Source organism: Vibrio sp. 1159 (assembly GCF_033340395.1).
In the GTDB taxonomy this organism is placed as follows: domain Bacteria; phylum Pseudomonadota; class Gammaproteobacteria; order Enterobacterales; family Vibrionaceae; genus Vibrio; species Vibrio alginolyticus.
In genome coordinates this window covers 293,066-315,109 of record NZ_JAWOWL010000002.1, presented here as the reverse complement: position 1 = coordinate 315,109, position 22,044 = coordinate 293,066, and the positions used below count along the sequence as shown (strand labels likewise).

24 protein-coding genes are annotated in these 22,044 nt (G+C 44.2%); 14 read left to right on the top strand and 10 right to left on the bottom strand.

The features are described 5' to 3' along the window. Positions 1–12 precede the first annotated feature (12 nt). Positions 13–384 carry a VOC family protein gene (locus tag R7127_RS03165; RefSeq protein ID WP_318141778.1) on the top strand — a complete coding sequence of 124 codons (372 nt, stop codon included), beginning with the start codon at positions 13–15 and terminating at the stop codon, positions 382–384. Between the two features lie 98 nt (positions 385–482). Here R7127_RS03165 and R7127_RS03160 read toward each other — a convergent pair whose 3' ends face one another. After that, positions 483–704, bottom strand: coding sequence for a hypothetical protein (locus tag R7127_RS03160; protein WP_017635120.1), 222 nt, complete (start codon positions 702–704; stop codon positions 483–485). A gap of 122 nt (positions 705–826) precedes the next feature. Here R7127_RS03160 and R7127_RS03155 point away from each other — a divergent pair, with 122 nt between their 5' ends. Further along, on the top strand, positions 827–1,354 hold the full coding sequence (locus R7127_RS03155; protein ID WP_005373975.1) for a TetR/AcrR family transcriptional regulator: 528 nt from the start codon (positions 827–829) through the stop codon (positions 1,352–1,354). Positions 1,355–1,398: 44 nt separating this feature from the next. On the opposite strand, the gene R7127_RS03150 is transcribed toward R7127_RS03155, so the two are convergent. Beyond that, a complete protein-coding gene (locus R7127_RS03150; protein ID WP_172563711.1) occupies positions 1,399–2,349 on the bottom strand; it encodes a helix-turn-helix domain-containing protein in 951 nt (316 codons plus the stop codon). Positions 2,350–2,533: 184 nt separating this feature from the next. Between R7127_RS03150 and R7127_RS03145 the strand changes: the two genes are divergently transcribed. The 4 genes from R7127_RS03145 (at position 2,534) to R7127_RS03130 (ending at position 7,481) form a co-directional block, all read left to right on the top strand. Continuing rightward, positions 2,534–3,946 (top strand): ethanolamine ammonia-lyase subunit EutB, encoded by a 1,413-nt coding sequence (locus tag R7127_RS03145; RefSeq protein WP_005388715.1) that lies wholly within the window; start codon positions 2,534–2,536, stop codon positions 3,944–3,946. After that, a complete protein-coding gene (eutC, locus tag R7127_RS03140; protein ID WP_005388717.1) occupies positions 3,939–4,823 on the top strand; it encodes an ethanolamine ammonia-lyase subunit EutC in 885 nt (294 codons plus the stop codon). The genes R7127_RS03145 and eutC overlap by 8 nt, the downstream gene beginning before the upstream one ends. Before the next feature lie 11 nt (positions 4,824–4,834). Continuing rightward, complete coding sequence (gene eat / locus R7127_RS03135; RefSeq protein WP_005388719.1) at positions 4,835–6,238, top strand: ethanolamine permease; 1,404 nt, start codon at positions 4,835–4,837, stop codon at positions 6,236–6,238. A gap of 187 nt (positions 6,239–6,425) precedes the next feature. Beyond that, the gene (locus tag R7127_RS03130; protein ID WP_042523324.1) at positions 6,426–7,481 is read left to right on the top strand and encodes an NAD(P)H-dependent flavin oxidoreductase; all 1,056 of its coding nucleotides are present in this window, start codon (positions 6,426–6,428) and stop codon (positions 7,479–7,481) included. Positions 7,482–7,519: 38 nt separating this feature from the next. Here R7127_RS03130 and R7127_RS03125 read toward each other — a convergent pair whose 3' ends face one another. Beyond that, positions 7,520–7,999: a peptide-methionine (S)-S-oxide reductase gene (locus R7127_RS03125; protein ID WP_005388723.1), complete on the bottom strand. Its 480-nt coding sequence runs from the start codon at positions 7,997–7,999 to the stop codon at positions 7,520–7,522. Positions 8,000–8,216: 217 nt separating this feature from the next. Here R7127_RS03125 and R7127_RS03120 point away from each other — a divergent pair, with 217 nt between their 5' ends. Then, positions 8,217–8,957 (top strand): DNA-binding transcriptional regulator YciT, encoded by a 741-nt coding sequence (locus tag R7127_RS03120; protein ID WP_017635127.1) that lies wholly within the window; start codon positions 8,217–8,219, stop codon positions 8,955–8,957. On the opposite strand, the gene R7127_RS03115 is transcribed toward R7127_RS03120, so the two are convergent. The 4 genes from R7127_RS03115 to R7127_RS03100 form a co-directional block, all read right to left on the bottom strand. Further along, positions 8,958–9,851, bottom strand: a complete 894-nt coding sequence (locus R7127_RS03115) for a DMT family transporter (RefSeq protein WP_005373960.1) — start codon at positions 9,849–9,851, stop codon at positions 8,958–8,960. It abuts the gene before it with no gap. Positions 9,852–10,005: 154 nt separating this feature from the next. Next, complete coding sequence (locus R7127_RS03110; RefSeq protein WP_042523322.1) at positions 10,006–10,362, bottom strand: VOC family protein; 357 nt, start codon at positions 10,360–10,362, stop codon at positions 10,006–10,008. 29 nt (positions 10,363–10,391) lie between these two features. Then, the gene (locus R7127_RS03105) at positions 10,392–11,045 is read right to left on the bottom strand and encodes an isochorismatase family protein (protein ID WP_033906301.1); all 654 of its coding nucleotides are present in this window, start codon (positions 11,043–11,045) and stop codon (positions 10,392–10,394) included. A 32-nt stretch (positions 11,046–11,077) separates the two neighbouring features. Further along, entirely contained in the window at positions 11,078–11,803 is a 726-nt protein-coding gene (locus R7127_RS03100) for an NUDIX domain-containing protein (RefSeq protein WP_005373953.1), read from the bottom strand. Positions 11,804–12,101: 298 nt separating this feature from the next. Here R7127_RS03100 and pncB point away from each other — a divergent pair, with 298 nt between their 5' ends. The 4 genes from pncB (at position 12,102) to R7127_RS03080 (ending at position 15,775) form a co-directional block, all read left to right on the top strand. Then, positions 12,102–13,412: a nicotinate phosphoribosyltransferase gene (gene pncB / locus R7127_RS03095; RefSeq protein ID WP_132936988.1), complete on the top strand. Its 1,311-nt coding sequence runs from the start codon at positions 12,102–12,104 to the stop codon at positions 13,410–13,412. A 320-nt stretch (positions 13,413–13,732) separates the two neighbouring features. Beyond that, entirely contained in the window at positions 13,733–14,092 is a 360-nt protein-coding gene (locus tag R7127_RS03090; protein ID WP_017819785.1) for a hypothetical protein, read from the top strand. A 214-nt stretch (positions 14,093–14,306) separates the two neighbouring features. Next, positions 14,307–14,825, top strand: coding sequence for a glycine zipper 2TM domain-containing protein (locus R7127_RS03085; RefSeq protein WP_104980417.1), 519 nt, complete (start codon positions 14,307–14,309; stop codon positions 14,823–14,825). A gap of 170 nt (positions 14,826–14,995) precedes the next feature. Beyond that, positions 14,996–15,775: a methyltransferase domain-containing protein gene (locus R7127_RS03080; protein ID WP_104980419.1), complete on the top strand. Its 780-nt coding sequence runs from the start codon at positions 14,996–14,998 to the stop codon at positions 15,773–15,775. Positions 15,776–15,838: 63 nt separating this feature from the next. Here R7127_RS03080 and R7127_RS03075 read toward each other — a convergent pair whose 3' ends face one another. Further along, positions 15,839–16,720, bottom strand: a complete 882-nt coding sequence (locus R7127_RS03075; protein WP_005373940.1) for a DMT family transporter — start codon at positions 16,718–16,720, stop codon at positions 15,839–15,841. A 93-nt stretch (positions 16,721–16,813) separates the two neighbouring features. Here R7127_RS03075 and R7127_RS03070 point away from each other — a divergent pair, with 93 nt between their 5' ends. From R7127_RS03070 to R7127_RS03060, 3 genes are all read left to right on the top strand, one after another. Then, positions 16,814–17,698: a LysR family transcriptional regulator gene (locus tag R7127_RS03070; protein WP_005387224.1), complete on the top strand. Its 885-nt coding sequence runs from the start codon at positions 16,814–16,816 to the stop codon at positions 17,696–17,698. A gap of 180 nt (positions 17,699–17,878) precedes the next feature. Beyond that, positions 17,879–18,493 carry an outer membrane beta-barrel protein gene (locus R7127_RS03065; RefSeq protein WP_005373936.1) on the top strand — a complete coding sequence of 205 codons (615 nt, stop codon included), beginning with the start codon at positions 17,879–17,881 and terminating at the stop codon, positions 18,491–18,493. Between the two features lie 160 nt (positions 18,494–18,653). Beyond that, complete coding sequence (locus R7127_RS03060; RefSeq protein ID WP_172563712.1) at positions 18,654–20,321, top strand: ABC transporter substrate-binding protein; 1,668 nt, start codon at positions 18,654–18,656, stop codon at positions 20,319–20,321. 75 nt (positions 20,322–20,396) lie between these two features. Here R7127_RS03060 and ompV read toward each other — a convergent pair whose 3' ends face one another. Both ompV and R7127_RS03050 read right to left on the bottom strand, forming a co-directional pair. Then, positions 20,397–21,173: an outer membrane protein OmpV gene (gene ompV / locus R7127_RS03055; RefSeq protein WP_042523313.1), complete on the bottom strand. Its 777-nt coding sequence runs from the start codon at positions 21,171–21,173 to the stop codon at positions 20,397–20,399. A 221-nt stretch (positions 21,174–21,394) separates the two neighbouring features. Then, on the bottom strand, positions 21,395–21,928 hold the full coding sequence (locus R7127_RS03050) for a copper resistance protein NlpE (protein ID WP_005373930.1): 534 nt from the start codon (positions 21,926–21,928) through the stop codon (positions 21,395–21,397). Positions 21,929–22,044 lie beyond the last annotated feature (116 nt).

Here is a 22,044-nt window from a genome sequence, read left to right as displayed (position 1 = left end):
AGGAAATTGGAAATGGAAAACCTCAATATTGTTGAAATCAAATCATTTGTTCCGGCGAAAGATTACGCGCTATCAAAACGCTTTTATGAGGCGGTTGGCTTTGAAATGGCGTCGGACTTCGGTGATGTAGCATACTTCTCTCAAGGTAGCTGCGCGTTTCTTTTACAGAATTTTTATGAGCCAGAACACGGCAATAACTTCATGATGCACTTGCTCGTAGAAGACGCAGAAAGTTGGCATCAGCACTTATCCAAAGTGGGTCATGAAGAATTTGGTTCGCGTTTGACAGAGCTGGTCGAGCAACCTTGGGGCATGCGCGAATGTTGTTTGTTTGACCCTAGCGGCGTTTTATGGCGAATTGGTCAGAACATGAATACTGACTAACGCCAGTCTTATTTTCACCACATCTACGCGCAGGTATTGAGATCTCGATATCTGCGCGTTTTCTTTTTTACTTAGCCTTGCCAACGTTTGTAGCGCACTCACGCCTTTTTCGAGGTGGTGTGCGATGGGCTAACGCCAAAAAACTCCTCAAGCAGCATGGCTTTGAGTTCCGCTCTGACTTCTGCGCCACCGATTAACGCCAAAAGTGCGAGTCCTCCTGGAATAAGGATGACCATTAATATCGGTCTTAAAATATACGAAAAGCAGAAGATGGTCGGGAAGAAAATCAATCCTTGGCCTAGTTTGTTTAATACGTACATGAGCGATTCCTTTTGTTTTTATATAAAATGAGCATGCTCAATTTTATAAATGAGCGCGCTCAATTTGTCAATCTCAACCACGCAAGGTATGATCCTTTCAGGCTCATTAAGCAGACACATCAATGACGAAGCGACAACAAACCAGAGATAAAATTCTAAAAGCCGCATGGGCATCTTTTGCTCAAAATGGCTATGACATGACGACCACAAGGCAGATAGCGAGAGAAGCAGGAGTAGCCGATGGCACAGTGTTTAGCCATTTCCCGACTAAACTGTCGATTTTGCGCGAAGGGATGCTGGCGCAACTGCAACAGATCAGCCAAGAAACGCTAGTCAGTGTGGAAGGTAAAACCGATATCGACATTGGTTTGGCGCTGACGGAGAAATACTATCGCTACTATTTTGCGAACGTTGAGCTGAGCCGAGCTTTGTTGAAAGAGGTGATTTGGGATTTGGATTATTATCAGTCGTTTAACCAAGCTTTGTTTCAATCTGTAAACGGAAGCTCCGTCCTTGAGGGAAAAATACCGCTGATTTTTGACTGCTATTTTATGACGTTAATCTCGCACTTGAGCCGTGCAGAACCGGATGTTGAAGCGGCACTTGAAGAGCTTCATGCTAAGTTTCAGCAAATCATTGCGACTGCATAACATGGCCCCAACGCAGGAGCTGAAAGAATATACTGCCTGTCATTTTATTTGCTGGGCTCCCATTTTCTCGTTTCAGTTGGCGTCTCACCAAATAGCCGCTTGTAGCTTTGACTGAACTGCCCGAGATGGAAAAAACCAAAGTCAAAAGCGATTTCTGCAATTGTTCGATTATCTTCAGGGCTTTGTAGCACTCTACGTACTTGATTCAGGCGCATTCGATGTATGAACTGCTTTGGGGAAGTATTACAGCAATGTTCAAAGGTGTACTGTAGTGTGCGACGACTGACGTGTACTGCGTCACACAGTTCACTGACGGTTATCGGCGTACGGTAGTCTAGATCCTGTAGCTGTTGTTTTATACGGTGCATCACGTGTTGACGATGAGAGATTGATATCGGATGGCTCGTGTGCAGTGAACTGAGTGAGAACAACTCCAGCACAATATCTTTTAAGATTGCTTGATGTGTGGTTTCAGACCATCTTGGCTCGGCGGAACCAAGTAACATGCCTAAGTAGTATTTAAGTTGTTGAATGTGTTTTTCCGTCAACCCCGTTAAGTGCAATGTGTTGTTTTGGATGCTCCCAAGCTCAAGTTGATTTTCTATGATGTGAACGAAGTTTTTGTCGAGCACTATTCCATAGATAGAAAACTGCTCCGGTGTCATTAACTCAAAATCAGCGCCACCTTGCCTAAGCAAAAGTTGGCTTGAATTAAACTGACTGTGATTTAGGTGTAGCGGCTTATTTTCCGCACTCAAACCCAACCAAATACCTCCCTCTTCAACCCTGCATTGCTGTCTTAGCGAGCGGTTACTGTCTTCACGAAATACATGGAAATTGGGAAATCGTCGTTCTCGAATTTGACCTAAAAATCGACCATCGCTGAGTTGGTCATATTCCTGTTGCCAGTTTATCAGACTCGCAGCTTGTTGGTTTGCATCCTTAGTGTGATGGATGCACAGCATTGGTGCAGTTTGGGGCATTTGGTTACTCATCCTTGTGATGCTCATTCCTTTTTTGTGAGTCATGTTGGAGCAGTATTTACATAACTCATTGTTTATTATTGGTTTATAAATGTTGCCAGTTTTTGATAACGCTACGGAACACATTTGGCAATACTTTCTTAAAGCTTATTGATAGTTCAGCAAAAAGCGAACCAAATAGTGAAGAGGAAGAGCAATGACGGCAACTTATCGTCGGCAACAAGGAAGTAAAGTCTATACCTTTAAGTCATTAGCTGACTTGATGGCGAAAGCGACACCGGAGCGCTCAGGCGATGCGTTAGCCGGGGTTTGTGCTCAGTCAGCGGCAGAACGTGTAGTCGCACAAATGGCGCTGTCTGAGTTACCACTTAAAACGTTTCTTAACGAGGCGGTTATTCCATACGAAAGCGACGATATCACTCGCCTAATTATCGATACGCATGACCTTGAAGCCTTTAAGCCGATTGAGCACTTGACGGTCGGAGATTTTCGAAATTGGCTGCTGAGTGAAGAAGCCGATGGTGAAACGTTGGCTAAAATTCGTCAAGGTTTAACACCAGAAATGGTGGCCGCAGTCAGTAAGATTATGCGCAACCAGGATTTGATTCTCGTTGCTAAAAAATGCCAAGTTGTCACGGCTTTTCGGAATACGATTGGTTTGCCGAGTCGCCTGTCTACTCGCTTACAGCCGAATCATCCCACTGATTCTCTCAACGGTATCGCAGCGACCATTTTTGATGGTCTGATGTACGGAAATGGCGATGCGGTTATCGGTATCAATCCGGCAACAGATAATGTACCTCAAGCTATTAAGTTAATGAACTTAATGGATGAGGTGATTCAACACTATCAAATACCGACTCAGTCTTGTGTGTTAACTCATGTCACGAACACGATCGAAGCCATTGAAATGGGTGCACCAGTCGATCTCGTTTTTCAGTCGATAGGCGGCACGCAAGGGACGAATGATACCTTCGGAATCGACTTGTCGATTTTGAAAGAGGCCCATGAAGCCGCGTTGTCTTTGAATCGAGGTAGTGTAGGAAATAATGTGATGTATTTTGAAACCGGACAAGGTACAGCGCTGTCTGCTAATGCATTTCATGGGGTCGATCAGCAGACTTGTGAAGCCCGCGCTTATGCTGTCGCGAAACAGTTCGACCCTTTGTTGGTTAATACTGTCGTTGGGTTTATTGGCCCTGAGTATCTGTTTGATGGCAAACAGATCATTCGTGCTGGGCTTGAAGATCATTTCTGTGGGAAGTTGCTTGGTTTACCTATGGGTTGCGATATCTGTTACACCAATCATGCCTATGCCGATCAGAATGACATGGATAACTTGCTGACACTATTAGGTGTGGCCGAGTGCTCGTTCATCATGGGTATTCCAGGGTCTGATGACATCATGCTCAACTATCAAACTACCTCATTTCACGATGCCCTTTACGCAAGAAAAGTACTCGGTTTGAAGCCAGCACCAGAGTTTGAACAATGGTTAATGGAGATGCAGATTTTCGAGAGCGTGCAAGACGTTCGATTAAGTGAGCAAATCTCTCGCTCGTTTTCGGGAGCAATTAACCAACTGAATAAGGGGTATTCTCATGGGTAAAGTAATCACCATTGCTCAGTCCCCACAAGATGAGTCTGAAGTTGTCACACATAACCCTTGGGGCAAGTTACGCGACTTCACCTCTGCTCGGATCGCTCTGGGTCGCAGCGGGAACAGTGTACCAACCAACGAGTTACTCTCATTTCAGCTGGATCACGCCCAAGCTATGGATGCAGTGCATTGCAGTTTGAATACTGAGTCTCTCGTTGCTGGTTTGTCGGACTCTTACTCGATTCTTGAAAATACCTTAGAGCCTCCAGTGGTAGTGAGCAGTCAAGTGAGTGACCGACTTATGTACCTGCAAAGGCCCGATTTAGGACGGCTGCTTGATGAATCTTCTTGGCAAACGCTCAACTTGATAGCAAATGAGCATAACACTGACATTGATCTTGCGATTGTTATTGCTGATGGACTTTCTTCCGTCGCAATTCAAAACCATGCCGTGCCTGTTGTTACTCGATTGATTTCTCTTTTAAGCGCTGATGATGAACATCAATGGAAATTCGCACCTATCACAATCGTAAAGCAAGGAAGAGTAGCGGTAGGGGATGATGTTGGTGAATGTTTTAACGCCAAGGCCGTGCTGGTTTTAATTGGAGAGAGGCCCGGTCTAACTTCTCCGGATAGCATGGGTATGTATCTCACTTGGGGGGCTAAACGAGGCTCTAAAGATTCCCAAAGAAACTGCATTTCCAATGTGCGTCCCCAGGGGCTCAACTATGACGATGCCTGTGAACGCGCATTTTACTTGCTCAAGGAGGCTCGAAAATTACAACTGTCAGGAGTGAACCTGAAAGATCGCTCCGATATCAATGAGCCAAGTGGCGCAAGCGTTGAAGATAAACACAGCGACAACTTTTTAATTTCATCAAAGTAGAAGGATTTACTATGTCTAAACATCAGGAGTACTTGGCCAAAAGGCAGCTAAAAAGAGGCACCGCAGGTTGGATTTTACTTGCTGGCTTAGGTGTCTCGTATGTTATATCTGGTGACTTTGCCGGTTGGAACTTTGGCATCGCTCAAGCAGGATGGGGAGGCTTTCTTATTGCTGCTATCGCGATGGCAATAATGTATTTCACGCTAGTATTGTCTTTAGCTGAAATGTCTGCGGCGATTCCTGCTGCGGGTGGTGGTTACAGCTTCGCAAGACAGGCGATGGGGCCGACAGGCGGCTTTTTCACTGGCTTATCAGTTTTGATTGAATATGCGCTCGCGCCTGCTGCGATAGTGATTTTTATTGGCTCAGCAGTGAATGAATTGGTTGGTATCGATGGCCCTGTTGTTTACGCACTTTTCTACGCCGTCTTTATCGCTATTCATATGGCAGGGGTAGGCGAAGCTCTCAAAGTAATGATGGTCATCAGCGGTTTGGCTGTGCTAGCTATTCTCATTACTGCTGCTGTGCTTATTGATCACTTTGACGTTAATAACTTATTCGATATTGCTCCGGCGACGGCTCAGGCAACAGAAATCTTGCCGTTTGGGTGGTATGGCGTATGGGCTGCGTTGCCATTTGCAATGTGGTTGTTTCTTGCGGTTGAAGGTGTGCCTTTAGCGGCAGAGGAGGCAAAAAATCCGGCAAAAGATGTTCCCAAAGGCATCATTGGTGCGATGCTGTTTTTATTGCTAACCGCAACTCTCGTAGTCGTCCTTTTGGCTGGTGCGGTTGGCTCAAAGGTCATAGGCGATAGCGCGGTGCCATTAGTTGACGCCCTAAAGCTTACGGGCAATTCAACGGTAGCAATGGCCGTGAACTTACTTGGATTGGCTGGCCTTATCGCTTCTTTCTTTTCAATCATTTATGGTTACAGTCGCTTGGTGTTTGCGCTTTCCCGCGCGGGTTATTTACCGCAAACTTTGTCATTAACCAGTGACAAAAAAGTGCCTTCTCGTGCGCTTTTGGTTCCGGGCGTTTTTGGGTTCTTGGTTTCACTTACGGGTGAGGGGGACTTAATCTTGGCGATGGCTGTTGTCGGTGCGACTGTATCGTACGCATTAATGTCCTTGAGCCATATTTTATTGCGAATTAAACAGCCGGAATTAACTCGTCCATATAAAACGCCTGGTGGGATAATTACTTCGAGTATTTCTCTGGTGCTTTCTTTGATCGCAATGACAGGTGTTTATGCTTTTGATCCCTCAGCCTTTTTCATGACAATGGGATTGTTTCTTATCGGTGGTGTTTATTATGGGTTATACAGCCGCAACAAACTGGTGGCAGCAACCGCCGAGGAAGAGTTTGCCATGCTGTCTGTAGCAGAGCTAGAGCTTGAATCAGATGTCGTACGATAGTCACTTTGATTCTTGTTATTCAGCATATTAAGGGAGCCATAGGCTCCCTTTGTCATTTCTATCAAAAGTGCATAGCGCACAAATGCATCACTTTAACTTTATAAGCGGTTAATCATGTGAAAGTCTAGTCTGGATAACGATGGCGCAGATCCATCACAGGTAAAGGTTAAGTTTTCAAGGAAAGAGCATGATAAACAAGGTATTTAATACACTTTTGGGAACAGAGTTACCGATTATTCAAGCGCCAATGGCCGGTGTGCAAGACAGCCAAATGACCATAGCCGTCAGTAATGTTGGCGGGCTTGGCTCGTTACCTTGTGGAATGCTGAACAAAGACGCCATCGTAAAAGAACTTCAACTTATCAAGCAGGCAACTAACCGACCGTTTAACCTCAATTTCTTTTGCCATGAAATGCCGGAGTATGACGCCAACAAGCACGAAAAGTGGCAAAAAACGCTGCAACCGTATTTTTCCGAGGTTGATGCAACCGTTCAGGCTCAGCCAAACGCTCCGACAAGGATGCCTTTCAATCATGATATTGCTGACGCGATTGAACCATTTGCACCGCCAGTGATCAGTTTCCACTTTGGTTTGCCAGACGATGATCTGTTAGCTCGAATTAGAGGGTGGGGAGGGAAGATCCTTTCGTCAGCGACTACGGTGGACGAAGCACTTTGGCTAGAAGCAAAAGGCGTTGACGGTATTATCGCCCAAGGCTTGGAGGCTGGTGGACACCGAGGTATGTTTTTATCGGATGATTTAACTACTCAATTAAGTTTGATGGCGTTATTACCACAAATCGCCAAACGGGTGAATTTGCCTGTTATTGCTGCAGGCGGAATCGCTGATAGAAGTGGGGTGGAAGCCGCGTTGAGATTAGGAGCGAGTGCCGTTCAAGTTGGCAGCGCCTATTTGTTGTGTGATGAGGCGAAAACATCGTCTTTACATCGATATGCCATTGCCAGTGAACGCGCGCAACATACCGCTGTGACCAATGTTTTCTCGGGCCGACCAGCGAGAGGCATTGTGAATCGCGCGATGTCGGAGCTAGGCTACATCAGTGAGTTTGCGCCGAAATTCCCATACGCCTCCATTGAAATGGCTCAACTAAGAGCGCTTATGGAAAAGCAAAACCGAGATGAATTCACACCGTTGTGGTGCGGACAAAACTCGTCGGGTTGTAAGGAAATATCGGCGGCAGAAATGACATTGTCATTAGTGGAAGGCATCGATTTAAACTGATATGCATCTTGCCTTTTAAAGCGATGCTGACTGAATGGTTACGAGTTATCCCTGTATTTATGTAGTAAATCTAATGGGATGTGGCAGTAATCATTCGGAAAGTTTGTGAGTCTGTCTTGGTGCTCATCATCACTTGGCACATAATTTGTGAGTGGCAGTACTTCTACGGCGATCTTGTCGGCGTCCGGTCGTGCTGCGATAAACGCTTTCGCGATGGTGAGATGCTGTTCGTTTTGGCTATAAACACCAGTACGGTACTTCTCACCTACGTCTTCACCTTGCTTGTTAACGCTGTAAGGGTCGATTATCTCAAACAAATACCCCATTAAAGTTTCAACCGAAACTTGCTCAGCATCGAACTGGGTTTTCACGCACTCTGCGTAGCCATCGTATTCGGATTGAGTGTTATCCGTTGTGCCATTTGCTCGCCCGGCTTCTGTGTTGATTACGCCCGGAAGGTGGCGCATAAATTCTTGCACGCCCCAAAGGCAGCCGCCTGCGAAGTAAATTTCTTCCATTACTTTTATCCTAGTCTCTATCGTTGTTGGGATGTAGGGAGTTAACCCCTCTTCTTCCATCCCATTTTCGTTGCCCTATTATCTGTTGATGGGAGCGATATTCGCAAGGTACAGCTTGGCTAATCAGACCACGCGTTTTTTCCTTTTTACTTTCAAGTTCTTTTCATATGAAACATCAGGTGAGTATACTGTAAGCTCATCAATAAGGAGCGAACCTGTGAACCCAAGACAAAATGAAATCCTGCAATTAGTGAACGACCGTAAACGCGTTCAAGTCACAGAGCTTTCTGACATCATTGGCGTGTCGGGTGTGACCATCAGACAGGATTTGAACTTTCTGGAGCAACAGGGCTACCTAAAGCGCGTTCACGGCGCAGCTACCGCGTTGCAAAGTGATGACATTGATGCCCGCCTAGAAGTACGTTTCGATATTAAACAATCGCTCGCAAACCAAGCTGCGGATTTGGTCGCACCGAATGAGACAGTGCTGATTGAAGGAGGCAGTGCCAATGCGTTGTTGGCTCGGACATTGGCTGAGCGCGGCGATGTGACCATTATTACGCCATCGGCGTATATCGCCCATCTCATCCGTAACACTTCTGCCAACATTATCTTGCTTGGTGGCGTGTATCAGCACCAAGGCGAGAGCTTGGTCGGACCGCTGACTAAGTTGTGTATTGAGAACATTCATTTCAGCACGGCCTTCTTGGGTATTGACGGCTTCCATCAAGACACTGGCTTTACTAGCCGCGACATGATGCGCGCTGAGATCGCAGAAACCATCATTGCGAAAAAAAGGCGCAATATTGTTCTAACGGATTCTAGTAAATTTGGGCAAATTTATCCCTCATCAATTGGTAAGACTGACGAAATATCAGTGCTGCTGACTGACAAAGCCGCTCCGAAAAGCGACCTTGAACAAATCAAAAAGCGAGGTGTGGAAGTTATATTAGGCTGATTAAGCCACGCTTCGTTTTCGCTTCGCGAGCATTGCTGTTGGGGAGAAACCGGTGACTAGCATAGTGCCGCTAAGCACTAGAATTGTTCCTATGATGGTGTTAGAGCCGACGGGCTCATCTAGCACCAAGTAGCCCCATAAGATACCAAAAACAGGAACAAGAAAAGTGACAGTCAGTGCTGACGCTGGGCCGATATCAGAAACTAAGCGGAAATAGAGCAAATAAGCGAACCCTGTGCATACAACGCCGAGCGTGACAACAGAGCTCCATTCGAAATGACTTGGTTCTGCACGCATTGGTAAGAATGGTAGCAGCGGCAGTACCCAAATAACCGCCGCCCACATACTGCCGTGAGCATTGTCAAAAGCTGGTACTTGTGGCGCATTTTTAGTGTAGTTGGTAGCAATGCCATAGCTGAAAGAAGCCATCAAACTGGCGGCAATAGGGAGCATGGCTTCTTCACCTATGGTTGAAGTATCTAAGCCGACCAAGACTGCAACGCCTCCAATGCCTATTAGCATACCGAGAACAGATTTCGCTGTGAGTGGGCTGCGGTACCAAACAAAGCCAACTAGTGCTCCCCATATTGGGGCGGTTGAGTTCAATATTGCTAAAGTTGATGCATTCAGTGTCTGGGCTGCGTACGCAAAGAGTAAAAATGGAACTGCGCTATTGAATAAGCCAATAATAAAGAAGTGTTTAGTATGCGCAGTTAACGTGAGTTTCTTCTTCAAATATACGGCGATCAATAACAAAGCGACGGCGGCAAATGTAACTCGAAATTCGATTAAGTAAGCCGGCCCGAATGTGTTGGCGGCGACTCGCATAAACAGAAACGAGCCACCCCAAATAGCAGCGAGGCAGAGTAAGCGAAAAAAACTGACGGCAGTCATTTGACATCCTTGGTCGAGGTCTAGCGCCTCATCGATTAATTGTTGCGCTAACAGTGAATTAAACCAAGGATGAGGTCAACCAGAAATGTAATGCCAGTTCCGGATCTGGCTAGCTTGGGCTCACGTTGATGGTGTGTTGTTGATTTGTGATCACTTAATGGCTCTCTGACCATACTGCGAATTCATTTCCACTCGGTTCAGTGAAGTGGAATCGACAGCCGCCGGGGAATTCGAAAATAGGGCGGATAATTTTTCCACCATGCTGCTCTACTTTTGTCTGAGTGGCCTGAATGTCTGAGCTATAAAATACTAAAAGTGCGCCACCATTTGCGGTTTGGTTTATAAACTCAGATTTGAAGAATCCGCCATCCAACCCTTGTCCTGAAAATGCAGAATATTCTGGACCATAATCGGTAAAGCTCCAGTCAAAAGCACGCTCAAAAAATTGTTTGGTCGCACTGACATTAGTGGAACCAAATTCAACGTAATTCAATTTTTCATGTTGATGCATGGTGAAATCCTTCTCGGTTACTATCGTTTCTAAGCGAACTTTTCTACGATGATGTCGTCCGCTTTTTCGACAAATAATGCGCCATTATCTCTGAGCTCTGTCAGCACATTCTCTACATTATCAGGCAGCACCGCACGAGTTGAAGCAAGATTAACTACCACATTGTAGCCAAGTTCCAGCGCTTGCATGACGGATTTTTTCACACAAAAGTCTAAGGCAAGGCCACCGATAACTAAGGTATCAATCCCGTTGAACTTTAGAAATTCATGCGCGCCTGTCGTTTTGGTGTCGGCAATATCATGGAAAAAAATACCGTAAGGGTGTGCGTCAGGATCCATACCTTTATTAACTTGAAAATCGTAGTCCAACACGGGTGGTAAGCCATCTAGCAGCTCAGAACCTGTTGTGCCAAGCACACAGTGACGGTTCCACTTTATATCCACATTCGGTAAACCAACGGGCTCAAGCATATTGGCTGGCGATTCTGCATCCCATTTTGCTTTCGGTGGGTGCAAGTCACGACTGACCAGTTTTAATCGGCCTTTGGCATGATTGTTCAAAAGCTCCGGTACGATTTCCAACGCACCTGCAACGGGCAGTTCATTTGGACATAACTCACTAAAGCCTTTCTCTGGATCAACGTCGATCACTGCTGTAGTTTGATAGTTTACTCGAACAGTCATGGCAGACTCCTTGTCTGTCTGATTGTCTGCGTTTATCCACGCAAACAGTTTTGAAAAAAGGTTACTTCGTCGCTAGTCAGCGTATATACCATTGCGGGTTTTCCACCTTTGCCTTTGTTGGTTGAAGCGACTTTATTAGTGGGTTTTAGTACGCCTGAATCTATCAAGCGGCGCTTAATCGTCATTCGGCTGATATCAATACCAAACTCTTGATAAGCAGAAATGATGTCCGCAACCAAAAACTCTTTGTCTAATGCAAACAAAAGAACCGATGTGTATTCAATGGATGCACGAAGCTTTTGCCACGCTTTTTCAATGGTTTTTTGATGATCAAATGCGAGGGTTTCTTCTCCATTGAGAATAGCCTGTAGCGAAAACCATTTAAGTTGGCATTCCGGTACACCTGCATTATTTATTTGCTCTACATTGTTACGATCAACTAAGGCGTAGTGCGTAATGTTTAAGCTCCAGTCTTCTGGATCGCGCTTTGGATCACCGTCGATAAATGCTTCGCTAAAATGGCGAGGGTAGGTATGGATTTTCTCACGGCAAATTCGGCGACGCGCCGCTTCAAAGTTTTCATCGGCCGGGCGTCCGCCTTCACTGGTTAAGTCTTTATCAAAGACAAATCCGCCCGGTAGTGCCCAGACTCCATGGTATGGCCGATTTGGATTTGAACGTTTAATCAACAACACTTCCAATCCCTTATCGGCACAGCCAGATAGCCTGAATGGAATAATGTCGACAGATACGATCATGGTTGGGTCCTAATATTGATTTGTAAGTAATCTAGCGCATAACAAGTGGTCAATCAATGGGTAAGTAACGAGTTGTTAGAAACGTTTTTGGTAGTGTTCGTAATACGGTTTGAGCATAAATTTACGGATGACTCTGACTTATTCACAATGCTTGCTCGAATTCTAGACAAAAAAACCTTATAAAAATGAGTGGTTAGTAACAAAAGTTGACAAACTATAGATGGGTGTTTATTGTTTACGCAAATTAGTTAGTAACAAAAAGTTATATACCCAGGAAGGGCATGTAGAAGGGCACCTAATGACCACCAAACTATTTTCTTCCCGCATCATTCAAAGTGCTTTGGATTTCGATGTCTACAAAGTCAATATGATGAGCGCTGTAACAGCGCTTTACCCTGATGCGATGGTGTCATATAAGTTTATCGTGCGCAGTGAGGAAGACCTCTCTGAGCTTTTGCCCGAGGTAAAAGCCGAAGTCCTTAAACTGCAAGATATTCAATTTACGCAAGAAGAAATTGAATATATTAAGCGTGTCGCGCCTTACCTGAATCCTGACTTTGTTGATGCACTGCGCCATTTCCGTTTCAACCCACAAAGCGATGTCTCTTTCCATAACAAAGCCATGGCTGATGGCTCAAGCCAGTTAAGAATTACCATTAACGGTTTGTGGCGAGACACCATCTTGTACGAAACGATCATCATGAGCATCGTGTCTGAAGTTCGTAGCCGTCAGCGTTGGTCAGATATCCCTGTTGCGCAATTTACCACTGTTTTAGAAGAGAAAGTTCGACACCTAAAGTCGGAACTAAAACGTCGTAACATTACTAACTTTAAATTTTCTGACATGTCGACGCGTCGACGTTTTTCCTTTCAAGCTCAGCGCACTATGCTGGAATATTTGTGCCAGGAAGTGCCGGAATGTTTGACAGGAACAAGCAACTATCACTTAGCAAAAGAGCTGAATTTGACGCCTATCGGCACCGTTGCTCATGAATGGTTTATGGGACACCAAGCTCTGGTGAATGTGCGAGATTCGCAAAAAGTGGCGTTGCAACGTTGGCAAAAAATGTTTGATGGTGCACTAGGTATTGCGTTAACCGATACGATTGGTATCGATGCTTTCCTTAAAGACTTTGATGAAGAACTAAGTAACGCGTACTTCGGTGTACGTCACGATAGTGGTTGCCCTTATAGCTGGGGTGAAAAAATCATTGCACACTACCAGTCGCTGAATATAGACCCATTAACAAAAACACTGGTGTTTACCGACGGACTTAACTTCGAACAAGCGTTAGATATTTGCGAGTATTTCCAAGGACGTATTCAGGTGAGTTTTGGTATCGGTACTTTTCTTGCCAATGATATGGGTGATTATGTCAATAAAGATGGTGAAGCCTACCAGCCACTTTCTATCGTGATAAAAATGGTCACGTGCAATGGTTCACCGGTCGCCAAAATCAGTGACGAACCTGAGAAAGCCATGTGTGAAGATATCTTCTTTTTGATGAATCTCAAGCGCCGCTTTGAACAACCTCTTGATTTAAATGAGTGTCGTAAAATGATTGATCGTTTAGAAACTGAAGGTCAAAATTATCTCATCGACGCGTAGGCGTTATCTTCTCTCCATGATAAGCACCCTCTATCGTTACGACAAATTTATATAGGTAAACGTGGAGGGTGATTTCGTTATAGTAATATACAGAAGTAACCAGATACAGCGCAGGAAAGCACTCAAAAGTTGATGTGTTATCTGCCTTTGATAGGTGTAAATCGATACGTTACAGCATCGTGGACGGTGTATCTCATCCGACACTAAACTCAGTCTAATCACGTAGTTTATTCCCACGTACCATGAGCTCACTCGGGTATAGACGTCTATCTGCTTTTATGACTTTGGGCTTCACGTAGTTGCTTGAATCAGGAGTCAAAATGAACCTAGTAGTACATTTGCAAAAGAAAGCGATCCGAAAATATGGCTATGAGATGGCCACTCGCCAAGCATGGAGGTGTGGTATCAAGGCAAATCTTGTAAAGCGCGTGATTGGCCTTTTTAAAGGACAAATTGTTTGTGTGGTTGAAGGTTGCCGAGCAGAGTTTTCTTCTCCTCTTAATAACCCCCTTCACGAAGATGACAAGCAGGGGCGATATGTGTTTGTTGGCGGTGTATGCTGGGAACCAAATAACATTATAGCGCCTGGTTTCCCTGATTTTATGTTTATGCACGTGCGTAATCTAAGCCACCGTCATAAGTATTTAACGGATGACGAACTATTTTTGAGCTTGGCTTAAAAATAAATCTCATAGACTAGTCCAGCCCAATCATAATCAGTAGTGATACAGTTTTATCTCTGTTGACATTCTGCTGAGTGTTTCTTGACGTACCTCTTATAAAACAGTGTTTCTTTACTTGTTAATAACAGAGGGTTTGTTTTCGTCTGATGTGATTTCCCTTTTGCGATTTACCATAACGCTCATCAAAGCAAACCATACTGGGATGTAAATCATGAATATGAAATCTATCGCAATTGCAACGGCAGTTGTTGCTGTACTAGCAGGCTGTAAAGACAAAACGCCACCAGCTTCAACTCAAGCAAACATTACTTTGGTTGAAGCGGTGACTGAAACGGTGAAAAAGCCGCACCAAGTATGTAAAGACGTGGTAGTAACCGAGCAAGTTGCCCCTGCGGATGACAATAAAATTATTGGTACGGTTGGTGGCGCAGCAGCTGGAGCAGCGCTGGGCAACCAAATCGGTGGTGGCTCAGGTAAAGTGATTGCAACTGCAGCTGGTACGATTGCTGGTGCACTGACAGGTCGTAAGATCCAGGAAAATGTGCAAAAAGGTGATGTAGTAACAACGACGAAAAAACAGTGTCATACAGAATATACGACATCTGATAAAGTAGTGGGTTACGACGTCACTTACGAAGTTTCAGGTGCACCAACGACGGTTCGTTTGGCGAGCAAACCAGCGACAAAAACGTTCCCAATTCAAGATGGTAACGTTGTTCTACCACAATAGTTAGCGACTTAACCGAAGCGATTAACAAGCCCTTTTATCTTTGAGATGAAAGGGCTTTTTCACATAAGCGGCGTTTTCATCTGTTTTCCCATTGGAATGTGCGGCCAGAAATACCCGTTAATTTCCGCGTTCGATACAATCACTTTTCTTAAAGTACGAACGGAAAAAACATGGAAGATTTTTACCTGACCGAGCACGGTTTGGCTGGTTATTTCGAGGCGCAATGGTTCGACAAGTTCATTGAGGAGCAACAGATTGAGATGATAACCAGTCGCTCAAAACAAGTCCCACTTTCTTTTTTGTCATCACCTCACTGCTCCCAAGTTGCTGATTTTATTGCGCAAGCGGTAATCGAAAGCAGCGTTCAGCCGTACTCCCTACTTGAGGTTGGGGCGGCGCTGGGAAGAAATTATTATGAGCTAGTGCAACGCTTACCTAACCTTAAAGAAGCGACGCTTGTGGAGCCTTCAAATAGGTTAATGGATGGCTTGAAGCAACGATTAATAGAAGAACAACGCGTCGGGCTTACTTACCTTCACGATGTGAACACCTTAAACACTTTAGAGGTAGAGAATAGAGATATCGTACAGAAATGTGCTCATGTTGATTTGACGCTAATTAACCAGCCTTTTGAGCTCGATACTCTCCAATCTCGCTTTGATTTAGTCGTATGTTTAAATGTGATTGATCAATGTGAGTCGCCACTTAGCGTGATCAATGCTCTAAAAAAAACCACCAATGTGGGTGGGCTGATCGTTGTCTCTTGCACTTATCAGTGGAACGCGAAACACATCAAAAATAAAGAAGAGGCGGTTGATGATATCAAAGAATACTTTGCTGAAGGCTGGCGTCTAGTATCGGAAGCCGAGCATGAATATCGCATCCGGTTTAATGATCGCTTTGCAAGGCAGTTTTTATCTCACGTAGTCGCTTACGTAAAAACCGATTAGAGCCACATAAAAAAACCGAGCGCTTACGGCTCGGTTTTTTAGTCTTTGGGTTAGAGCACAACTTTAAGTAACGTGCGCTTCTTGTTGCTCTTGCAACTTTTTCTTGCGACGCTCTCGTTTAGAAAGCCAAACCAGAGGCACAACAATCATAATGGTTCCTATTGCCATAAATATGTCTGGCACTTCTCCAAACCAAATCAATCCCACAAACACGGCACCAATTAAGCCACTGTATTCAGCGCTGGCAATTTTGTTGCTATCGATCGAGCGGTAAGCGATGACACATGTTGCTGCATAAATCATGATGAACAAACTTGAGCCAGCAGCAACAGGGAAAGCACTCCAGTCCCAAGGTTCTGCTTCGATCAGAACAAGCAAGAAGGCTACTGGAATACCTGCCAAGTTTGTCATCAATAACGTTTGCATCACAGACTGATTTTTTGGCAGTTTTCGAATGAGCAAGTTATTGATTGCTAAAGTAATTGCAACAACTAAAGCTGAAATGGCTGCCCAATCGATTTGGTCTGGACGAATGATGACCAATACACCGGCAAAGCCCATTATCGCTGCGGCGACCGATTGCTTAGACAACTGTTCTCCAAAAAAGATTGCTGCAAGCGGCAACATGATTAATGGCGCGGCGTAAAAGATCGCGTTCGCAGTTGCGAGCGGTAAAGATGAGATCGCCAAAACCATGAATATTGCACCAAGTAACCATACGTGAGCGCGAACAGCATGCCACTTAAACCCTTCAAGAAAAGGCGCATTTTTTGTTAGCAAGTAGACTGGCAGCAGGAAAAGCACCGCTGAAATTTGTCGGAAAAAGACAAATTGAAAAATAGGCACTTCATTTCCGACACTTTTAATTAAAGAGTCCGAAAGCACCGCAATGAGATTTCCAACAATTAATAGCAGCATCGCTGCTCCGACCGATGTAACTTTCACTTTTTCCTCTCCTCTGTCTTTGCCAAAGAGTAGGTGATGTCATAGGATGAAGTGAAGTGATATTTATTAGTTTAAGTATGAGATTTTTAGATAATGAAATTGCCACCACTCAGAGCTGTTCACTGTTTTGAATCTGTTGCCAGAAACTCTAGCTTTTCGCTTGCTGCTGAAGAACTCAATGTGACGCAAAGTGCCGTTAGCCACCAGATACGATTATTAGAAGATTACTTGGGTGAATCATTATTTATCCGCCAAGGCAGAAAGCTCTCTTTGTCCGATACGGGCACCCGCTATTTAGAGGATATTAGCCCAGCAATTAGCTCAATTGCGATGGCCAGCCAAAAGGTGCGAGAAGGGGACAAAGGCAGCATACGGTTGGCGATTTATAGCTCGCTCGCCGTAAAGTGGCTTATTCCGCGTTTGTCTGATTTTAAGCGCCTACATCCAGAAATCGATCTGACACTCAATATGGTCGTTGGTGATCCTGAACAGACAGACAGCGTTGGCGATTGTTTTATCACGGTAGAGAAGCCAAAGCGAAACTACATGTCGGTAAAGTTATACGCGGAGACGTTGTATCCGGTCTGCAGCCATAAAATTTGGAAAGAGTTGCAAGATCAACCTATTCCAGAAGCGCTTTGGCGATACCCTATTTTGTCGACAGACTCAATTTATCGAGAGAGAGGAAAAGATTGGGCAGAGTGGTGCAGAGCGGGCGGTTACACCTTGCCGAAAGATGTCGATGTTCAACATTTTAGTCATATGTTGTTGGCAATAGAGGCGGCGCGTTATGACCAAGGCATCGCATTTGCGAATGATTTTATGCTCAATGAAAGAGATAAAGCACATGATTTGGTGTACATCCCTTCTCATGGATTGGAAACCGGCGACAGCTTTTATTTTATTCATAAAAAGAGTCGAGCCAAACAAGCGGAAATCATCAAACTCACTAACTGGTTGAAGCAGCAATGCTTGTGAAATGACTAAATTGTCAAAATTAAGAAAGAAAGTGGCAAAGTTGTGTCTAAATATTTCATGTTTTATTGAGTTTTTATTCATTAACATCCACTTGGTTTTGAAACCAAGTGAAATGGATAGCATGGCATGCTTAAGGATGGGCAAAACACAACCTCAATAATTAACAGGCAGTGAAATACAATGTTTAAAAAAACATGGCTAATGACAGCCCTTCTAGCAACATGTTCTGTTGCAAACGCAGCTCCTTACGTTGGTGCATCTGTAGGTCAAGCATCGTTTGGTGATGTTAATGGCTCTATCAATGGTGGTGGTACTAACGCTAGCACTAAACTTAAACTTGAAGATGACTCAAGCCTTTCAGGCAAAGTATTCGGTGGTTACAAATTCAACGAATACATTTCTCTAGAAGCAGCCATTGGTGGTTACGATGCTTTAGACGGCAAAGTTGTTACTGTTGGTGATATGAAGTATCTATCGATTCAGCCAAAAGCGACTCTACCGATTGGCGATCGTTTCAACCTTTTTGCTAAAGCTGGTCTTTCTTACTTCAATGCTGAATTCAAAATTAGCAACTCTGTGATTGACGGTAGCGCAGGCCATACCACCATTTCTGACAGCACTGTAACAGGCATGTACGGTTTAGGCGCAGAGTTCGCTATTACTGAAAACTTTGCTCTACAAGTTGAATGGGAATACATGATGCCTGAGCTAGACATTGCGAAATTTGGCAATGAAAAAGTAACGGTTGATGCAGACATCAATGTATTCTCTGTAGGTATGAGCTACCGTTTCTAAGAATACTTATTCAAGTTACCTCTTGGCTTAGTAAACGTTTTTGACTTCTGTTGGTCGAGCTGAGTCCAAGCTTTGAATTTGTTTAGATATAGCACAGGAAGTTTAGTTGCTAAGCGTCCTGTGCTATTTTTTTGCTTTGGAATAACTCTTAGGAATCTTTGTGAACGATGTCAATCTTAGGTATCTGGATCTACTGTTAAAGCACTTTGAACCTCACCAGTATCACCTTGTTACGCTTTCTGAGCTAGAAGCGGTGATTTGCACGTCGAGGCGCAATGTTTCTATTGTGATGAAAAAGCTTGCCACTTACGATTGGGTCGATTGGCAACCTGCGATTGGCCGAAGTAACGCTAGCCGTCTCAGTATTAATATTTCCCTCCAACAAGCGATGACCGAGTTTTTGGTTGAGGAGCTTGGCAGAGGAAGAATGAACTCAATAACGAAACTTATTGATTGGTTCGGTCAAACCGCGGTTAGAGCACTAACTATCGCTTCTGAAAAAGTGAATCGATTGAATGAATCAAATAACGCTATTTTGATTTCTTCTTACCCTTGGGTATCCAAAATCGACCCTGCGAATACTTACCGTCACACTGAATTACACGTCGCGAAAAGCGTTTATGACGTATTGCTGACCCAAAATTCCAATGGTGGTATCGAGCCATCGTTAGCACACGAATGGAAAATGGAAGGCAAGGTAATGACGTTATGGTTGCGGCCAGGCATATATCGCCATGATGGCGAGCCCCTTAACATACAGGATGTGGTTTGGAGTATAGAAAGACTCAGGGAGATAAAAGGACCAGTTCACGAGCTCTGGCAATGCATTGATAGCGTGGTTGCAGAAACATCTAACTGCTTAAAAATTATATTGAAGCATCCGAACAAGTTGTTTCCATACATGCTAGCAACTCCTCATGCGTCTATTCTGTGTCGAGATGTCGTCTCTTTCGGTTCTAGTTATTCCTACCACATAGGGACTGGACCATTTAAAATCAGCGGCTGGAACCAGGAGAGTATGACTCTTGAAGCGCACAAAGAGTATTTTTCAGCACGCGCATTGTTAGATCAAATAACGCTGTCTCATGGTGATGTTAAAACCTTAAATATGTTGAGCTTTAACCAAAGCTCCGATCACGTTGAAGTGGAAAAAATTAGCGCATTTTCATATCTGACCTACCGCGAACGTGCGGAATCCCAACTCACAAAAGAAACTTGGTATCAACTCGCTGATTACATCCATGTGCAAAAGCGAATTTATGATGCGCCAAGTGCCGTTGACAGCATTCAGTTAGAGACTCACGAGCAAGATTTATCAATAACAGATGGTGTTGTGATACCTAAACTGAAAGGTAAAGTGGTATTAGCTGAACCTGTCTGGACGATACCGAGTTTAATTCGTCATTCCGAATGGTTGCACAGTGTGATTCGTGCAACGGGATTGGAGTTGCAGATCGTCGTTATTGATGACATTAGTTTTCCTGAGGTAGTGTCTCACCAAGCAGACTTGCTCTTCATTGAGGAAGTCATGGAAGCACCATTTGAATATGGCATCTTCGAATGGCTGTCGATAGCAACTGGACTGCGTTTTAGTTTTGATCAAAGCCAGATGTTAAGCCATAGAGAAAAGGTTCGCAGGGCGATGGCAGATGATCACTCGCTACAGTCTTTATTAAACCTAGAGAAAGCGCTGCGCGATCAGTACCTATATTTGCCTTTGTTTGTTGGCTACGAAGAAGTGACAAAAACACAGCAAGTGCGAGGTGTGCAGGTGAAGAATACAGGCTATAGCGATTTACATAGGTTATGGATTGCTCATTCACACTAAAGTCTGTGTTCAATATGATGCAAATGTCCAACGCATAAAGCCATCGAAATGATGGCTTTATAAGGGCGTATCGGATTAGAAGTTGTACGACACACTTGCGCCAACAACCCATTGGTTTGCGCTATCAACGATAGAAGAGTCGCTGATACCGCTGCCTAGGCGCGTGTATTGTGTCATTTGGCTTACTTGCCAGTTGTCGTTGATTGGCATAACAAGTTTGTAGCCCACACCATAGCTTACCGTTGAATCACCTTTGTATGCTTTGCGGTTTGCGTTTGCTTCGCGTTGTTTTACACCAAAGTAATAATCTACGTAGTCTTCACTTTGATAAGTTAGGTTAGCAAAAGGAACAAAATCAACACTACCGAATTTCATGATGTGGAAGTAAGTCGCGCCCGCTAAGTAACCTTTGTAAGCACCGCTGATATCGTGCTGAAGGTACGTAGAAATGACGTTGTTTTGATCCAGTGTAAAGTCTGCGTTTAAACCTAGATCGACGGCGAAGCGGCGTTTATCTGTGCCTTTCAGGCTTTTCGCTGTATCACCGTCGCGCATCACACCGCTACCTACAAGGTAGGCACTCATGTTGATTAACTCATTGGTGTTACCGAAGAAGCGGTAGTTAATGCCACTTAGGTCAGCATTAAAGTCGTCACCATGGTAACCACCGTTGAGAATTGGTGCTGTATTATGCTTTTGATCTTTGAAAAGATCGCTGCCTTGAGCCACACCAGCTTCTACGTTCCAACTGCCTTCGTTGTTGTAGATGTTACCGTTACGAATGTAAGTATCGCCAGCGAAAGCTGAGCCAGCAGCTGTCAGAGTAAGTAGTGCAATTAATGTTTTTTTCATCATTTTTCCGAGTTGTTCTGTTTTGTTTTGAACACTGTACAAAATGACGTTGTAAGCATCTATCGGCAAAGCGTATGGAAATGTAATGAACAATCAGGGTAAGAAGCAGAATGTTGCTTCAGAATAGAAAGGTTGCTGGAATAGTTTTCGTTAAAACAACGAAAAATCCGAGCTGGGGTGGCTCGGATTTGGGGTATTTATCAGGTATTGATACTAACTTCTTACTGTTTCGTTAAGTTGTATAGTGGTGCTAGGTCACCCGTTACTTTTTCGCCATTCATGTCTAGCTTCATAAGTACGTTTTCACCAACAAAGTATTGGTTTGGTGCATCTTCATTTGTCAACGTTACGATGCTGCCATTTGCGTCCCAAGTGAATTGACCTTCAGATTTTGATTGACCGTCTTCTTTGTCTTGGTAGCTTTCTTCAAGTACGTAAGTGCCATCTTGATTTAGTGTGATGGTCATATCGATACCAGCACAATCCGCGCAAGGTAATGTTCCTTTGTAGGTGCCGTTCCAGTCCAGAGCACTTTGTGCGTTGTGTTCAGAGTCTACAAAAGTCTCTTCAGTAATTACTTGTTCTTCTTCTACTGGTAACGTGTCAATTGTCTCAGTCGTAACGTCTGCACTGGTGGTGACTTCAGTTTCCGTTGCTTGAGGTACTTCAACTGCGCTTGTTTCGGCAGGTTTCTCATCTTGACAGCCTGCAAGAATGATTACCGCGCCTGTTAGTGCCAACATTGTCTTTTTCATTTTATCCCTCTTTAAATCAAGATTTTGTATGAGAGTAATAGTAGACATTTATCGAGGATTTGCGTCATCAAAAAGCAATAGAATGATCTAACTATGTCAATAAAACCGGATATGAG

Excerpts from the sequence above, each read along its gene's own strand:
- R7127_RS03155 (WP_005373975.1), top strand. The coding sequence starts at position 827 with ATGACGAAGCGACAACAAACCAGAGATAAAATTCTAAAAGCCGCATGG.
- R7127_RS03090 (WP_017819785.1), top strand. The coding sequence starts at position 13,733 with ATGAACCTAGTAGTACATTTGCAAAAGAAAGCGATCCGAAAATATGGC.
- R7127_RS03100 (WP_005373953.1), bottom strand. The coding sequence starts at position 11,803 with ATGATCGTATCTGTCGACATTATTCCATTCAGGCTATCTGGCTGTGCC.
- eutC (WP_005388717.1), top strand. The coding sequence starts at position 3,939 with ATGGGTAAAGTAATCACCATTGCTCAGTCCCCACAAGATGAGTCTGAA.
- R7127_RS03160 (WP_017635120.1), bottom strand. The coding sequence starts at position 704 with ATGTACGTATTAAACAAACTAGGCCAAGGATTGATTTTCTTCCCGACC.
- R7127_RS03105 (WP_033906301.1), bottom strand. The coding sequence starts at position 11,045 with ATGACTGTTCGAGTAAACTATCAAACTACAGCAGTGATCGACGTTGAT.
- R7127_RS03085 (WP_104980417.1), top strand. The coding sequence starts at position 14,307 with ATGAATATGAAATCTATCGCAATTGCAACGGCAGTTGTTGCTGTACTA.
- ompV (WP_042523313.1), bottom strand. The coding sequence starts at position 21,173 with ATGAAAAAAACATTAATTGCACTACTTACTCTGACAGCTGCTGGCTCA.
- R7127_RS03110 (WP_042523322.1), bottom strand. The coding sequence starts at position 10,362 with ATGCATCAACATGAAAAATTGAATTACGTTGAATTTGGTTCCACTAAT.
- R7127_RS03065 (WP_005373936.1), top strand. The coding sequence starts at position 17,879 with ATGTTTAAAAAAACATGGCTAATGACAGCCCTTCTAGCAACATGTTCT.
- R7127_RS03165 (WP_318141778.1), top strand. The coding sequence starts at position 13 with ATGGAAAACCTCAATATTGTTGAAATCAAATCATTTGTTCCGGCGAAA.
- R7127_RS03050 (WP_005373930.1), bottom strand. The coding sequence starts at position 21,928 with ATGAAAAAGACAATGTTGGCACTAACAGGCGCGGTAATCATTCTTGCA.
- R7127_RS03130 (WP_042523324.1), top strand. The coding sequence starts at position 6,426 with ATGATAAACAAGGTATTTAATACACTTTTGGGAACAGAGTTACCGATT.
- R7127_RS03070 (WP_005387224.1), top strand. The coding sequence starts at position 16,814 with ATGAAATTGCCACCACTCAGAGCTGTTCACTGTTTTGAATCTGTTGCC.
- R7127_RS03145 (WP_005388715.1), top strand. The coding sequence starts at position 2,534 with ATGACGGCAACTTATCGTCGGCAACAAGGAAGTAAAGTCTATACCTTT.
- R7127_RS03150 (WP_172563711.1), bottom strand. The coding sequence starts at position 2,349 with ATGAGTAACCAAATGCCCCAAACTGCACCAATGCTGTGCATCCATCAC.
- R7127_RS03080 (WP_104980419.1), top strand. The coding sequence starts at position 14,996 with ATGGAAGATTTTTACCTGACCGAGCACGGTTTGGCTGGTTATTTCGAG.
- pncB (WP_132936988.1), top strand. The coding sequence starts at position 12,102 with ATGACCACCAAACTATTTTCTTCCCGCATCATTCAAAGTGCTTTGGAT.
- eat (WP_005388719.1), top strand. The coding sequence starts at position 4,835 with ATGTCTAAACATCAGGAGTACTTGGCCAAAAGGCAGCTAAAAAGAGGC.
- R7127_RS03125 (WP_005388723.1), bottom strand. The coding sequence starts at position 7,999 with ATGGAAGAAATTTACTTCGCAGGCGGCTGCCTTTGGGGCGTGCAAGAA.
- R7127_RS03115 (WP_005373960.1), bottom strand. The coding sequence starts at position 9,851 with ATGACTGCCGTCAGTTTTTTTCGCTTACTCTGCCTCGCTGCTATTTGG.